At 38.8% G+C, this 16,114-nt stretch carries 13 protein-coding genes; all 13 read right to left on the bottom strand.

What is annotated here, in order from left to right; translation table 11 throughout:
- Positions 1 to 2: 2 nt before the first annotated feature.
- Positions 3 to 860 (bottom strand): SDR family NAD(P)-dependent oxidoreductase, encoded by an 858-nt coding sequence (locus tag JWG40_RS06245; protein ID WP_205284985.1) that lies wholly within the window; start codon positions 858 to 860, stop codon positions 3 to 5.
- Positions 857 to 2,638, bottom strand: a complete 1,782-nt coding sequence (locus JWG40_RS06240) for a sensor histidine kinase (protein ID WP_205284984.1) — start codon at positions 2,636 to 2,638, stop codon at positions 857 to 859. Before JWG40_RS06240 ends, JWG40_RS06245 begins: the two co-directional genes overlap by 4 nt.
- 1 nt (position 2,639) lies before the next feature.
- The gene (locus JWG40_RS06235; protein ID WP_002974586.1) at positions 2,640 to 3,008 is read right to left on the bottom strand and encodes a bactofilin family protein; all 369 of its coding nucleotides are present in this window, start codon (positions 3,006 to 3,008) and stop codon (positions 2,640 to 2,642) included.
- A 5-nt stretch (positions 3,009 to 3,013) separates the two neighbouring features.
- Positions 3,014 to 3,235, bottom strand: a complete 222-nt coding sequence (locus JWG40_RS06230; RefSeq protein ID WP_205285019.1) for a hypothetical protein — start codon at positions 3,233 to 3,235, stop codon at positions 3,014 to 3,016.
- A complete protein-coding gene (gene acpS, locus JWG40_RS06225) occupies positions 3,235 to 3,618 on the bottom strand; it encodes a holo-ACP synthase (protein ID WP_205284983.1) in 384 nt (127 codons plus the stop codon). The genes JWG40_RS06230 and acpS overlap by 1 nt, the downstream gene beginning before the upstream one ends.
- 8 nt (positions 3,619 to 3,626) lie before the next feature.
- Positions 3,627 to 9,341: an AAA family ATPase gene (locus JWG40_RS06220; protein ID WP_205284982.1), complete on the bottom strand. Its 5,715-nt coding sequence runs from the start codon at positions 9,339 to 9,341 to the stop codon at positions 3,627 to 3,629.
- Positions 9,342 to 9,350: 9 nt separating this feature from the next.
- A complete protein-coding gene (locus JWG40_RS06215) occupies positions 9,351 to 10,115 on the bottom strand; it encodes an SDR family NAD(P)-dependent oxidoreductase (protein ID WP_205284981.1) in 765 nt (254 codons plus the stop codon).
- Positions 10,112 to 11,371: an AfsA-related hotdog domain-containing protein gene (locus tag JWG40_RS06210; RefSeq protein ID WP_205284980.1), complete on the bottom strand. Its 1,260-nt coding sequence runs from the start codon at positions 11,369 to 11,371 to the stop codon at positions 10,112 to 10,114. Before JWG40_RS06210 ends, JWG40_RS06215 begins: the two co-directional genes overlap by 4 nt.
- A 102-nt stretch (positions 11,372 to 11,473) precedes the next feature.
- Positions 11,474 to 11,905 carry a universal stress protein gene (locus tag JWG40_RS06205; protein WP_015679722.1) on the bottom strand — a complete coding sequence of 144 codons (432 nt, stop codon included), beginning with the start codon at positions 11,903 to 11,905 and terminating at the stop codon, positions 11,474 to 11,476.
- A gap of 130 nt (positions 11,906 to 12,035) precedes the next feature.
- On the bottom strand, positions 12,036 to 12,839 hold the full coding sequence (locus tag JWG40_RS06200) for an ABC transporter permease (RefSeq protein WP_205284979.1): 804 nt from the start codon (positions 12,837 to 12,839) through the stop codon (positions 12,036 to 12,038).
- The gene (locus tag JWG40_RS06195) at positions 12,829 to 13,746 is read right to left on the bottom strand and encodes an ABC transporter permease (protein ID WP_205284978.1); all 918 of its coding nucleotides are present in this window, start codon (positions 13,744 to 13,746) and stop codon (positions 12,829 to 12,831) included. Before JWG40_RS06195 ends, JWG40_RS06200 begins: the two co-directional genes overlap by 11 nt.
- A 10-nt stretch (positions 13,747 to 13,756) precedes the next feature.
- Positions 13,757 to 14,782, bottom strand: a complete 1,026-nt coding sequence (locus JWG40_RS06190; protein ID WP_205284977.1) for an ABC transporter ATP-binding protein — start codon at positions 14,780 to 14,782, stop codon at positions 13,757 to 13,759.
- A gap of 34 nt (positions 14,783 to 14,816) precedes the next feature.
- Positions 14,817 to 15,986 carry an ABC transporter substrate-binding protein gene (locus JWG40_RS06185; RefSeq protein WP_205284976.1) on the bottom strand — a complete coding sequence of 390 codons (1,170 nt, stop codon included), beginning with the start codon at positions 15,984 to 15,986 and terminating at the stop codon, positions 14,817 to 14,819.
- Positions 15,987 to 16,114: the final 128 nt, after the last annotated feature.

The raw sequence follows: 16,114 nt of genomic DNA, 5'->3' as shown, positions 1-16,114 counted from the left end.
AACTAAAAACCGGGAAATTTAAAACTAAATTTATGTTTCAAAAGGTCTTCTGTATACGACCAAAGATTCCTTCGAGCCGCCACTTCATACGAAGGTTCCGAACTTTTTTCGATTTGCTTTTTAACGAAATATTTACCGGAAACCGAGGTTACTGATGGGTCTGTTGAAAGAAATATTGAAGTTTCAGCACCTTTTTCTTCGGAAATTGCAAAAACATTCTGAGCGACTGTCAAAAGAAATTTCGCCAAACCTTCGTTATTCTGGCCAAACCTAGTTTTTACAAATCCTGGGTGCAAACAATTCACAGTAATCTTAGTTTGATTTAAACGCTCCGCAAGTTCATAGGTGAAATAAATATTCATGAGTTTGGATCTTTGGTATTGTTTCCAACCAGAATACTCTTTTTCACCGAGTAAGTCACTAAAATCCAAATTAACGCCCATATGTGCCCGCGAAGCCACGTTGACAATCCTTGCTTCGCCAGCTTTTTTTAAAGAAGGAAGTAAACCTAGTGCTAAAATAAAATAACTCAAATGATTTAAAGCGAACGTAGATTCAATCCCTTCTTTTGTTAAGGTATGTTTATCAAAATAGGCACCGGCATTGTTCAAGAGAACATCAATCTTCGGATGGTTCTTTCGAATGGTTTCTGACAATAAAAAGGTTTCTTTTGCAGAGGACAAATCGGCAACATAGGAATGCACTGTAGCGCCTGTTAATTGTAAAGAATATACTAAAGCAGCCAGTTTGTCTGCATTACGGCCAACTAAAATTAATTCTTCCCTGTTCTTTGCAAAGAAATGAGCAGAGACCCTCCCAATTCCATCAGTAGCACCTGTAACAACAATTGTCTTCTTCATGAAAAAATCTCCTCTTGCATTTTTTTAGGAATCGTAAAAACAAATCGGGACCCAGAAACGCCGTCACTATCGGCAAAAAGAGTCCCTCCATTTACGGAAACAAACTCATTGCAGAGTAAAAGACCGATCCCATTCCCCGTTTCTCCCTCAGTTCCTGTCGACTTTATCACTTCCCCTACTTTAAATAGTTTGTTTAGTGTGGTCTTAGACATACCCACTCCAGAATCTATGACGGAAATTTGCCAGTCATCACCCACATCTAGAGCTTTCACATAAATTGTTCCATTATTATGACTGAACTTTAATGCATTCGAAACCAAGTTTCGGATGACAGTAATGATCATACGATCATCGCAAAACACCATTGCATGAGAAGGAATATCCACTTCCAAAGTAATGCCCTTGTTGGAGGCACTCAAAACAAATAGTTCCAGGCATTCCCTTACAATATTATCCAACCGGTAGTAATGGGGACGAAACTCTTCCTGTCCACGTTGCAACTTAGACCATTCTAAAAGGTTTTCTAATAATGAAAAAACAGACTCAGTGGCATCAACTAAGGATTGAGTCATCCCCGCAAGAGCATCCTCTTTCTTTTTTAGATCCTCATTCAATACTTTGAGTAACATTTTGATTCCTGCGAGGGGACCACGCAAATCATGAGAAATGATCGATAAAAAACGATCCTTTGTCCCATTGGCAACCATCAACTCACGATTGACGTTAGACATTTGTTTTTCTAAGTTTCTCTGTTCAGTACTATCTCGAAAAACAAGAACCATTCCAATTTTTTTACGATTAGCATCTCGAATTTGTTTGGCAGTCACTTCCCAATACTTTTCGTCTTTTTCCCAAATCCATTTTGTGAGTGTGCGTTTATCCGATAAGTGGTCAAGTTTCGAAATGATTCCTGGAGCTGATGCAAAAAAATATTTATACGAAAGTAAGGTAGAGTTCTTTGAGGCAGTACAGAATAAATGTTCTGCCGCCATATTCCAATCCACAATTCGATTATTAAAATCGAGGATTACAACTGCTTCATCTAATTCATCTACAATTTCCCCTCGTACCAAGGGAACTAAATCGAACATACGATAGTAACCAATGGCAAAAAAAATTAAAATCACTTGAACTGTGCTCATAACAGCTGTGACGTTAAGTCCAGGAAGGGGCCTAACACCTAACTTATGCAAGATGGCCGTTACCCAGATAAACAAATAAGAGAAAAGAATTAAAAAATACCTTCGTCTTTCTGTAGATTTCGAGACGAAGATTCCCCTAATCAATAAATAGGCGACAAAAACAGACCAGAAAAAAGAGAGAAAATACGAAACAAAAAAACCAGCATCGTTCGTTACTTGGATCCATTGGATCCGACCATTGATATTAACTAAATAAGTATCTAATGTTAATGTTTTAAAGATTGGATCAAGAACACAAATTGCTAACATCAGTAGAGGTTGGATAGTCAGTAATACCCAAAATCTTTTGGTTAACAAATGTTTGTTTTGAGTGAATTCTAAAGAGACAAGGACCATCCCCAAATTGGCAATGGCTACCCCAATGTACAACAAAGCAACAAAGGATCTGTGTAAAGCGGGGCTTATAAAAATGAAATCAAGCCCATAGAATCCGGTCCACATCATAGAACCGAAAACTAAAATTAATAAATATTTAACAAGATCTAGGCGGTAAGATTTTAAAACGAATAGCCCCAATACTAAATTGAAGCTGAAGGCTAGAAATAGAAGTAAACTATATGGATGAAATTGCCACAAACTAAGTCTCTTCGCTGCTTAGCATTTCACAATTCCCATCAAATACAACTCCATCGGCAATTTGAAGTTTCGCTGTCCGAATGTTTCCTTGAACTTTTCCTGTGGACAACATTTCTAATCTTTGTGTCGCAGTTACATTTCCGATGATGGTTCCACCAACAACGACGGTGCCTGCTTTGATGTTAGCCTTGACTCTAGCACCTTCACTGATGACAAGATAACCATCCGAGATGATTTCGCCAGTGAAATCACCAGAAATTTGTAATGGTTTTTTGAACGCTAACGTTCCGCTAAATGCTGTTTCTTTTCCGAGGATAGTGGCAATGACTCCGTGTTCGGTGATGGTTGTTTGCATTTCTTTTTTTGACATAGTTCCTATTTTGTTTTCATATTATATACCCCATCCCAATCTTCTGGTGGGGGATCTGCGATATAATCATCACATCGTTCAATGTATAGTTTCGTGGGGCCATCTTGCGGATGAATCGCTAATCCTTTTTTGAACTCTTCTTTTGCTTCGGCGAACTTTCGCGATTTGTACAACGAAAGGGCATGGTTGTAATGAACCAATACTGCCTTCATTTTATCACTAATGATCATTTGGGCTCCTTATAGAAAATGACAACCGCAGTTGCGTAGTGGTCAGCATGGCTGATGGATACGGAACTCTTCGTAAATCCTTTCTCTCGGAAAAACTTCTCAGTTTTCCCATGGATGACTAGCGTTTTTTTACCAAAATTTGTGCCTGCAAGTTCAATCTCGCGCATATCAGCAACCTCGCCTGGATTTAGGTTTAAGGCTTTTATGACAGCTTCTTTACAAGCAAATCGACCAGCCAGGAAAGGGACAGGATCTTTGTGTTTGTGGCAATATTCCACTTCCTCATCGGTAAAAACACGCTTTAGGAACCGGTCACCATGTTTTTCTAGGAGTTCCCGGATTCTTTGGTTTTCAACGATGTCGTTCCCGACTGATAACATAAGATGATTTATTTTCGCCGAAGTTCTAAGAGTCGAGCAAATAAAATATTGTTTTCTTTATGGTAAGGACGTCGTAATTGCACTCTTTCGGAATAATCAAAAGCCGCAGAAAAATCTCCATTTTTATACAAAGCTTCTGCGATATAAAAAAGTGTTAGGCTGTCAGATGGATTTTTTTGGACATATTGGACAGCAAACTCCAAAGGAAATGCGGACATCCTGTGTTCCGTGTATAAATATATTTTCTGGACTGACAATGGTGCATCATGGATTGAATCAAAATGTCCAGAAATCATCCGTTCTACTTCTGTCCATTTCTTCTGTTTGTAGAGTGTGAGGGCTCGCAAATAAACAAAATGTTTCGGATGGTCTGGTGGAACATGAATTGGCGATCCTTCTCCTGTGTATTCAACTCGGATTAAGGATAAATCATCAATCAACTCACCATGACTTTTGATTGCATCACGAATTGCTTCTAAATCACCTTGGCCTTCGAATGTAGTTTTAAGAAATAATTCATCGTCTTCATTGACTTCCATCTCAACTTCTGAGCCAATCAATATATCATCTCGACCATCAGAACCAATCAAAAGTATGTCTCCTTTTTCTAATTGAAAGGTATTGATTTGGAGAGCTTTTTTGGAAGCCAAAAGTCCTAATTTCGCACAAACGTAGTTATGCGGCAAAAAAGATGTATGGTCATTTCGGTAAATGACTGGCCTTGGATGTTCTGCATTTAAAAAATAAAAGAATCCCGTTTCATCATCAATCAAACAAAGAAACATTGAGATGAGCATGGATCCGTCAAAAGTGACAAGAGTGTTATGTAATTCAATGTATGCATTACTCACCCATTTTTCTGGCGTGATATCTCGAACTTCCTCTGACTGGCCATTTCTTTTGATGATGGCTTCAAATACCGATCCAATGACAAGTGCTCCACTAGCCCCTTGCATCGACTTACCCATAGCATCACCATTCAAAACGACAATATACTTTTTGTTTTGTAATTGGATTGATGAAGAAACACATAAGTCCCCACCGATTTCAGAACTCCATTGTTTGTAAGAAAACTTTTTCTTTTGTTCCGTCAGGAACTGAATATTCATGTTAGATGAAGTAGCAAGATTTTGGGTTAATGGTTCAATGAGTAACGAAGCTAAAAAATAGTCCCCGTCCTGCTGTTCCTTTAAACCTTTTACTTCTGTTAAAGCAAAATTCAATTCTTTAGTTCTCTCATCAACCTTCTGTTCCAAATTGGTATAAAGCAGGGAGTTCTCAATAGAAACGGCAATTTGTGAGGATAAAATTTTAAGAATTTCCACACGCCCCGGAGTAAACGCATCCGTTGTTAAATTGTTTTCTAGATAAACAATCCCAACCACAGTACCATGACTTAGGATAGGATAACAAAGCAAAGATTTCGGAAGAGTAGATTTTACATAAGGATCATTTTTAAAGTCACCTTCTCTTGCAGCATCTCCACAAATCACAACAAGACCCGTCCTAACCACATAACCAATAATTTGTGATGGGATTTTGTTTTGATTCACATAGGCAACCGGTTCTAAAAAATCAATCGCAAATGGAGATTCAGAATATACTAAAACAGATTCTTTCTCTGCTTCCGATTCTGCCAAAACTTGCCAACCAGAATCAGATTTAAGGATAAAATAACCTCTTTCGGCTCCAGCATTTTCAATTAAGATCTTCATCATCTTTTCCAAAAGGCGATTAAGTTGAATTTCCCCTGAAATAGTTTGAGAAGCTTTGATGACTGTATTGATATCTAGAGTAGAACCTACATCTCCAAAAATATCTTTTGTTGTGCTAAAAAGAGACAGGCTATCAGTAGAATCGGTTCTAAAGTTCCGACCGATATATTTTTTCAAAGAAATGTGATTTAGTTCCAATTGTTTCACTTTAGACAAAAAGCCATATTTCCCGTATCGATAATGGGCTTCCACCAAATGCAAGTTACTATACTGTTCAAATCCAGTTTCTTTCCACATTCGAACTAAAAACTCATTCGCAATCGCTTCTTCTAATATATAATTTGTTTCACGTGCAGAAGAAATAGCTGCCTTACAAGCAATCACTGCTTGCGTTTTTTGATTAGCAAGATACAATAATAAGGCAGAAATGATTTCGTATTTATGACCAAAGTTATCTGGAGAACTTTTAGACCAGACTTTCATTCTCTTTTCAAATCCAACCAAACGTTTTTTAAGGTCGGATTTTGTAACACCAATAGGAATTTTATTATCTACAATCAATGAAAAGGTAACAAGAGCTCCCAGAAAAACATGTTCGGGCACAAACATCATCCCAAACATTGCTCCCTCTAAACTGTCCAATTTGATTGAATATTCATATGCCTTTTCTTTATCACCAAGAAAGTATTCAATTCGTAACTTACATAAATAATAATCAAATAAAGCATTTGCATTACCTGTTGTTAGCCACTCAGCGACCGTCTCTGTTTCAGAAAAGTACCGACCTTCTAAATTCATGGGATCGGGAGACTCCCCTCTCATATTTTCAACTAATTGAAGATTGAGGCGGTGCACTTGGTAGGCATGATTTTGGCGTAAACTCAGTAGAGAGGCATCATAACGAAGTTGGCTCTTATAAAGATCTTCTAAATTTTCACGAAATAATAAACCTTGGAAGTGGATATTATTTAAAGAATAAGATGAATATTGTAAGTCCCCTGTTTCCATTCCTGCAAGAAAACTTTCCCAAAATATCGAACGACTATCTCGTGCGTGATTTTTCCATGGGGCAATCATACAAGCGAACATAAACAAAGTACGGCATCGGAACGGTTTTGCGTCCAAAGAATCTAACAAGCGAACACCTAACTGACCAAACTTAAGACCATCATCGTAATTTCCTAAACCAGATCCTTGGATGATCCCCATGGCACAAAATCCGAAGGCACTGATCTCACACAGTCCATATCGCAATGTATGATTGACTAACTTTAAGACAATGACAGGAAATAAGTTCGGTTCAGCAAGAAACGCTGGGGCAATACAAGCATTCAAAAGTCGCATGATCGCAAGATATTTTGGATCTTCTGAGACAGGTAGATGCTCTAAACTCTCGATCGAACGCCGACCTAATTTCAATTTGAATTTAAGGATTTCAGGAAGAGGAGAAAGAGGGCTTGCTTTTTTAGGTAACCTAACACCAACTAGCTTTAACGCTTGTTTGAGTGTTTCTAATACCTCTTTCATCTTATTCTGAGTCACAAGCATAGAGGACTGGAGTTCATAGACCAAAATTTTATCCAGATCGTTACGAACAAAACTTAGAATATAATTAAAACTTTTTTCGGCTGCTTCAAAGTTCTTTGAAAGATAGGCGGCACTTGCGTATGCCAAATGTAGCTTTAATGTGTTTTCGTATTCAGTTTTCCATTCATCATCTCGCATGAGCCCGACCATACGATCGAAGAAAGTAAAGGCAGCATCATAAGCAGAAGAGTTTAATGCTTTAAAACCAGCTTTTTCGTTTAAGATTCGTAACTCGGCTAACTCTTCGCTTCCCGTCATTTGGGACGCACCCAAATTCAGTTGGTTTACAATCGTAAACAAATGATCTTCGAGTTTATATTTATAAAGAATAGAAAGATAAGTTTTTCCTATTTTATAATGTAATTTTGCTTTTTCTTCAGGAGAAATGATTTTATAAATTGCTTCTCGTATTTTATCATGAGTGAAGTTTGCATCCTCCATTCCTAGGATCAAAAATTCTTCGTTGGCAAGGGCAACCAAATCCATGGATGCTTTATGAAATGGTCTCTCAGCAATTGTAGCATAAATATCATGCCTAAACCAGTTCCCGATACAGGCAGTTAATTTTAATGCATCTATTAACTCTGCAGATTGAAGATTGATTTTATCGATAATTAAATCAATAACGTTGTCGGAAATATTAACTGCATCAATTTTATCTTTATCCCAAGACCAATGGTTGTCGGCAAAATAGATATAAGACCTTTCGTAAAGGTTTTTAAACATCTCATTGACATGAAAGGGATTACCCTTTGTTTTTTTCCAAAGAACTTCTGCAATGGGTCGGATCTCCGATTCCGGTACGACAAGAGTTTCGGAAACAAGTAAAGCAACATCACGCTCGCGAAGGGGCTCTAATCGAATTTCAGTAATTGGCACCTGAATTTCACGTAACTCTTCCAATAACCTAAAGAAAGGATCTGTTGGTAATACTTCATTGTCACGATAAGATAAGATGATAAAAAAATGTGAGATTTCTGGATCTGTCAGAACTTCCTTCAATAAAAGAATACTGGAAGAATCCGCCCATTGCATATCATCCAAAAATAAAACTACGGGATGTTCTTTTGTACAGATGGTTCGAAGAAACTTTCTAAAAACCAAATGGAACCTGTTTTCGGTTTCCAAACTATCAAGTTCTGGTGGAGCCGATTTCTCACCTAACAATTGAGAAAGTTCAGGAACAACATCAATGATTAATTTTGCATTTGTACCTAAGGCCTCGGAAAGTAGCTTCTTCCATTCTTTTACGGAAGATTCACTCTCGGACAACAATTGCCGTACAAGTCCTTGTAAGGCTAGGTTAATCGCACGATAGGGAATTGATTTTTTATATAAATCAAATTTCCCCGAAGTAAAGTATGCCTTTTCCCTTGTGACAGGTTTTTGGATCTCGTTGATAAGAGCTGACTTTCCAATTCCGGACCGGCCAGAGATCAGAAAGATTTCAATTTTGCCTTCTGCTGCATCGAGAAACTTCTCTTCAAAAACTTGAAGTTGGGTTTCTCTTCCATATAATTTTTTTGGAATTTGGAATCTTGATGATTTATCATTTTTCGCGAGTTCCATTTGGAACTGATCTAAAGCAACACGTCCATTCTCCAAAAGAACGGATTGGATCGCCGAAAGATCAGAAAGCAAACCCGTCGCCGTTTGATAACGATCTTCAGGATTTTTTTCCAATAACTTCATGATCAAATCGGAGACAATCTTTGGAGCACCACTTCTTTCCTTAGGTGAAAGTGGAGTTTTCGCAAGATGAGCATGAACCATTTCCAAACTGTCTGTATATAAAAACGGAAGGTCTCCCGTGATTAACTGGTATAAGGTGACGCCAAATGAATAAAAGTCGGTTCTATAATCAACTGTTCTGTTCATTCGACCAGTTTGTTCTGGGGAAATATGGGCAAGGGTTCCAGTAAGGTTCTGGTTCATAGGAAGATAAAAACTTCTATGGGTCAATAGGGTTGCTGAACCGAAATCAATGATTTTTAGTGCACCGGTATCAGGATTATAAATTATATTTTGAGCTTTGATATCATTGTGAACAATTTTTGCTTTATGAATATCAACCAGCGCTCGACAAACTTCAATCGCAATATTCAAAAAAGTAGCAATATTACTATACTTTCCACTTAACTGTAGTTTAGCGAGATCCGTATAAGCAACATTAGGAAAAATAATAGCTACAGTATTTTGATAAGATTCTAACTCCAACGGCCTTAGTGTATAATTTGAATCAATCGATCTAAGTATCTCAAATTCGTTTTTAAAGCGGGTGATTTCTTGATTATCTGGATAGTCCCGATTCAATAATTTGATCACAACCGGACTGCCAGAAGGAGATTCGCCAGCATAAACAGAACTTCTTTTCCCTAAATGAAGTTCTTTGATCGCTTTATATTTTCCTACAGTAAACAATGGGTTTCCTTATCTAGCAGTTTTGCCGCCGTCTACCGGTATCACAGCTCCTGTGATAAAAGATGCCCCGTCAGTTGACAACCATACACAAGTTTTCGCAACTTCTTCGGGAGTCGCCATTCTACCCAAAGCATAGGATTTCATTCTTTCTTTTTTGACTTCTTCTGGGTTTGGGACATTGGCATAAAATACATCATCCATTTCTGTTTGAATCCCGCCAGGACAAAGAGCAACCACACGAATTCCAGAGGATCCATACTCCAATGCAGCTGATTTGGTGAGCCCAATGATTCCATGTTTTGTCATCGAATAAGGTCCTGCTTTTTCTTTTCCTCGAACACCTAGTGCCGAGGAAACATTGATGATGACCCCACCTTTCCCTTGGACCAAAAACTGTTTTAGTTCAAATTGCATTGAGAGAAAGGTGCCTTTTAAATTTACATCCATCACAGAATCAAAAATATCTAATGGATAATCTGCAGTTGCTTTCAATACTCCAGAAATCCCCGCATTGTTCACGGCCACATCAAGGGAACCATATTTTGCGACGATTGATTCAACAAAATTACGAACTGCTTCCGATTGTGTGACATCACAACGAATAAACATTCCTGTGCCACCTTGTTTTTCAAGAAGGGCCAAAGTTTCCTCCCCTTCTTGTTTTCGTCTTCCGCAAAATCCAACCACATAACCAGCGTTTGCAAATTCCAGAACAATCGATCTTCCGAGTCCAGAAGTTCCGCCGGTCACTAGTGCTACTTTTTTTCCACTCATTGGATTTCCCTTTCTTCAATCAACCGTCCGTACCGATTGATAGCTTCCTTTACATTTGCCTGGTCCAGTTCAGAAATCGATTCAAAACGAAAACCGGCAAAGAAGGTGTCTTCATTATTATCGTCTTCTTTGACCCATAATAAAATGCAAGTTCCATGAACGAAACCGACAATATCAAAATGCATAAAAAATTCGAGGTTTTGACTATCAGCCAATTCACCGGGATGGATTCCTGAGCAGCGCACCATAAACCCTGAACTAGAGATATTTTCAATGGTTGAGACAATATTACGCCCATTTTCCCTAACAGAAATATTGTTCTTAAACTGATCTAAAATCCGAAATCTTGGATCAATTTCATACACTTCTTCCTGTGTGCTTTTTAAGCGTTTATACACTTTTAAAGGCAAAATACTCGCAGCCATTTCGATTTTCGTAATCTCTTGATTTTCCTGATAAGCTGTAATTTCGAGTTTTGAGTAGTTCCAATAACCAGATTTACTGTTTTTGGTCTCAATGGCTCTGGCCCGAAGTTTGATCGGCATATTCATCTTGGCATATTGGAAAAATTCAGAGTTTAAATATAACAATAAAAAGGTGACACCTTCAAACGGAACTTTTCCATACATATGGTTGCAGGCAATTCCGAACTGCCTGGCGGCTTCCACAATTTGCATTCCCGAAATATGTTTTAAGTTGGGTGGGGAAAAAAACTTATGTTCCGCTGGGACATAAAGATTCGCAAAAAAAGTATCTTTTTTAGGAATTTCTTCAATTGGCTCGAAGATTGCAGATATCATTGACTTCTCTACATTACCAACATAATAATCTCTGCGTTTGATGATCTGTAGGATTCGAATTTCATCTGATTCTGTGACTTTATCGTTCAGAATGTATTGTTGTAATTCTGAATCAAAATGATAGAAGGTACTGATGAAATCTCTTTGTGTTTCATCCACACCAGCCTCTTCTAAAATTCTTTCTGCAGACTCTTTACGGATACGATACGGAATTGTTTTGAGTTGGTAATAATTCCCACTAGTATCTTGTCTTTTTGCATAGTATTGTAGTAAAAAGTCAATTTCCTCCTGATTCAGTCTAGGGAAGATATGTTCTTCCATGACAACTGTTGTTATCATTCGAGGGAGAGCTCTTCGTATATTAGAAACGAAACTATCGTCTTGGAAATATGTTCTTGTGTATCGTTTGTCGAGAGGCAAAACTGCGGGGAGTTCTTCTTTTTCAAAAACCTTCATATGTATCAACCGGAAATCTACTCTAGGATTAGTCCGTAGATTCCGATAGGATACAATTCAGCGCAACTAAATTAACAACGTATTGACAAATTTATGTCAAATTCACCTAACCACCGTTACTGAGCATGGTGCATAGTGAACAACTCGGTCAGATACACTGCCCATAATGAATCTTCCGAGGATTCCATGACCTCTACTTCCAATCACGATCAAATCTGCTTTTTCTTTTTCAGCAAGTTTGCATATTTCTTCAGCAGGATAACCTTCTATTACGACACGTTCCCATTTTACAGAAGTTTCATCTAAAATAGGATGTATTTTTTCAAAACGTTGCTCGGAGATCCATTTCACCCGATCTTTCCCAGCAGGCGCGGCGTCATAATAACCCGGCAAAGGACCAAAATCCTCAACCACTTCCACAACGTAACATTTTGCATTGCTTGCTTTTGCAATTGCCAAACCAAATTCCAGTGCTTTTGCAGAACTTGGTGAACCATCGATGGGGATGATCAGCTTTTGAATCAATTTTTCCATTCCAGAAGTCTACCACCTTCTAGGATTTGGGAAAGTGAAATTCCATTGATAAATGTCAAAATTTACAAAACTGTAACAGTTTCTACATTAGATCAGAGACTAAAGAAAAGATTGGAGAGATGAGTAGGAATTACTTTTTCCCACCTTCATCTTCTTTGGTTAAATAATAGGCTACAAGTATCGGTAGTGTTGTTACAAGAATCACAAATACAGCTACCACATTGGTGACTGGCCTCTGCCTCGGACGAATGAATTCTGTTAACATCCAAATAGGGACTGTGGACTGTTGCCCTGCTGTAAAGGTGGTCACAATCACTTCATCAAATGATAAAGCAAAGGACAACATTCCACCAGCTAACAAAGCCGTGGCGATATTTGGCAAAATGACAAATCGAAATGTTTGCCAAGGGTTGGCCCCTAAATCCATAGATGCTTCCACCATAGAATGAGAACTTCGACGAAGCCTAGCCAGTACGTTATTATAAACTGTTACAATACAAAAAGTTGCATGTGCGATGACAATGGTCCATGTACTAAAGGGAATCCCAAAAAGAGACATGGCGGATCGTAAAGAAATACCGGTTACAATCCCAGGCAAAGCAATTGGCAAAATCACAAGAAAGGAAATCACTTCCCTTCCAAAAAATTTGCTCCTGTAAACGGCAAGGCAGGCCAAGGTTCCAAGAATAATGGCCATGACAGTCGAGATCGTTGCCACTTGCGAAGAAAGGATGATGGCTTCCCAAATATCATTTCTATCCCATGCCACCCCAAACCATTTGAGAGTAAATCCAGGTAGTGGAAATTGGAATGTTTTTTCATCTGTAGAGAAGGCGTACATGATGATGATAAAAATAGGAATGTGGATAAAAAGAAAACCAAGGATGGTGGCAACTTTTAGTCCGATGGTTCCGAAATTCCATTTAGAGGGCATCGAAGGCTCCTAATCGTTTGGCAATCATCAGATAAACCATCATAATGATAATGGGAATCACTGAAAAGGCTGCCGCCAAAGGGATGTTACCCGCTGTTCCTTGGTGGGTGTAAACGGCCATTCCAATAAAATAACTCGAATTTCCGATAATAGTGGGAATGATATAGTCACCTAACGTAAGCGAGAAGGTGAAAATAGATCCTGCGACTACTCCTGGAAATGCCAATGGCAACACCACTTTGCGAAAGGTTTGGGACGGTCCCCCACCTAAATCCGAAGAGGCTTCGAGGAGAGACTTAGGAATTCGTTCCAAAGAGGCTTGGATGGGAAGAATCATATAAGGAAGCCAAATGTATACAAAAACTAAAAACATTCCAATGTAAGAGAAGGACAGAGATGTTCCTCCAACCACTGGTAACGAAAGAATGGAATCTAAAACATGAAGGAGACCAAGTTCTTCCAAACACCAAGTAAGGATTCCTTCTTTTGCCATAATCAGTTTCCATGAATAAACTTTCACAAGATAACTGGACCAAAGTGGCAACATAACACCCAAATAGAGAATCGGTTTTAGTTTTGGGCCTGCATACATCGCCATATAATAAGCTATCGGAAAAGCAATGATGGCACTGACCACGGTAACAGTAAAGGCCATGGTTGTGGTACGAATGATGATATCCCAATTTGTACTTTGGCGAAATAGATCATAATAAGATTCTAAAGTAAACTCTCGTTTGATGACTCCAGAAAAAGAATCAATGGAGAAAAAACTTTGGATGAGAAGAGTAAAAAGCGATCCCAAGTAGACGACACCAAGCCAAATGAGAAGTGGTGCGAGTAACAAAAAAATCGCAAGGCCTTTCCGATAAAAAAGAAATGTAAAAAACTTATCAAAGGTAGTTGTCATTTACAAATCCTTAAAGTAAGTGCATGTCAGAATCTTTCCAACCCACAAGCACTTCCGAACCAACAGCAATATGTTCTGCTGATATTTTTAAGTTTTGTGTGGAGGCAATGATCCGTGAACCGGCAGGTGTTTCGAAATGCATTTTGGAAGTGGCACCTGAATACACTTGGCTTTTGAGTATTGCTTTAAAAGTTCTATATCCTGTAGAATAATTGTCCTCTTTGGCGTTGGCAAATACATGCACTCGTTCGGGACGAATCATCCCTTTTCCCGTTTGGCCCGTGAGCCTTTTGGTTTCTTCGATTGAGAGGATATTGGATGTTCCCACAAAGTTAGCAACAAATTCGGTTTTTGGACGGTCATACAATTCTTCTGGGGTGGCAATCTGCTCCACCTTACCTTTGTTAAAGACAGCAATCCGATCCGACATAGAAAGTGCTTCTTCTTGGTCATGAGTGACAAAGATAAAAGTAATCCCCACTTCTTTTTGGATGGCTTTGAGTTCCAATTGCATCTCTTCTCTAAGTTTTAAATCAAGGGCACCGAGTGGTTCATCGAGAAGGAGTACACCCGGACGATTGATAAGTGCCCTTGCCAGAGCAATCCTTTGTCTTTGTCCCCCGGATAGTTCCGATGGTTTGCGATTTCCCACATCGGGAAGGCGCACCATAGCGAGCATATCTGAAACTCTTTGGTGAATTTCTTTTGAGGAAGTTTTTTTAATTTTTAAACCATACCCCACATTTTCGGCCACAGTCATGTGGGGAAATAAGGCATAGTCTTGAAAGACTGTGTTCACATTTCTTTTGTAAGGTGGGATGCCTGTGACATCAACACCTTCCAAAAGAACCCTTCCTGAAGTTGTATCTTGAAATCCTGCCACCATACGGAGGCAGGTTGTTTTTCCAGACCCAGAAGGGCCTAACATCGAAAAGAATTCACCTTTTTTAATCCCGAAGGAGACATCATCCACCGCTATAAATTGGTCGAATTTCCTTGTTACATTTTGAAATTCAACATCGTAAACTTGGTTCATTCCTTCTCCTTCAGAACTCATGTGATGTTAGGATCTATTTACTTCCGATGATGGAAATATAATCTTCAGCCCATTTTTTGTAAGGTATACATTTTCTTCCACCGGAACAATCTTCTTTTGGTGTTCTCCAGAAAGAGATTTTTTCAAAGTTATTGAAACCGTTTATGGCACAACCTGTGTCCCCAAGAAGAGCATTTCCTTTACAAGCAGAAGGAACCGATGGAACCGATCCAAACCAAGAAGCAAGGTCACCCTGAACTTTTGGAGAAAGGGAATGTTCCATCCATTTGTAAGCACAGTTTACATGTTTTGAATCTTTATGTAACATGGTGCTATCTGCCCAGCCAGTGGCTCCTTCTTGCGGAACGACAGAAGCTACAGGTTGTTTTTCACCAACAAGTAAGTTTACTTGGAATGGCCATGTAGAAGAAGCAACAAGTCCTTCTTTTTTGAAGTCATCCACTTGTACCATCGCATCATGCCAATACTTGGGAACCAATTGTCTTTGTTTTTTTAAGAGTTCAATGACAGCATTGTATTGTTTCTCATCCAGTTCATAAGGATCTTGGATTCCGAGTTCCGGTTTTGCTTGTTTTAAATACAAAGCAGCATCGGCAATATAAATCGGACCGTCGAATGCTTGTACGCGACCTTTGTTTGATTTTCCGTCCGCCAATACTTGTTCTTCAAAAACAACATTCCAACTAGTCGGAGCTTTTTTGAAAACCTTAGTGTTGTACATAAGTACGTTTGGACCCCATTGGTAAGGTACACCAAAATGTTTTCCTTCCACTGTATGCCAAGGAGCATTTTGCAAACGAGAATCTACATTTTTCCAACTAGGGATTAGGTCAGTATTGATTTCTTGAACCTTTCCACCAGCAACGAGTCGTAACGAAGCATCACCAGAGGCAGTGACGAGGTCAAACCCACCTTCATTCATCAGTGCTACCATCTCATCAGATGTAGCGGCAGTTTTTACATTGACTTTACAGCCAGAACTTTTTTCAAATTCAGTGACCCAGTCGTATCCTTTGTCTGTTTCACCACGTTCAATATACCCCGGCCAAGCTACGATGGAAACTTCTCCCTCGCTTTGTCCGATTTCGGAAACCTTTGTTTCTTTTTTGCCGCAGGCAACCGCAAATGCGATCGAAAGAACTGCAACAGAAAAAACCACTCGTTTGTATGAATCGAATTTCATAAACCTATGTGCTCCTGGTTTTACTTATGTCAGTGATTTAGATACCAAAAACCCAAAATTAAGCAACCACTTCCTAGGTTTTCAAAAAAAAGGTAGGAATTTTTAGGAGCTGGGATTTCGATGAAAGC

The sequence above is a fragment of the Leptospira abararensis genome (genome assembly GCF_016918735.1).
Taxonomy (GTDB): Bacteria; Spirochaetota; Leptospiria; order Leptospirales; family Leptospiraceae; genus Leptospira_A; species Leptospira_A abararensis.
Note: the sequence above shows the minus strand (reverse complement) of the source record. Positions and strands in the feature narration are given on the sequence as shown.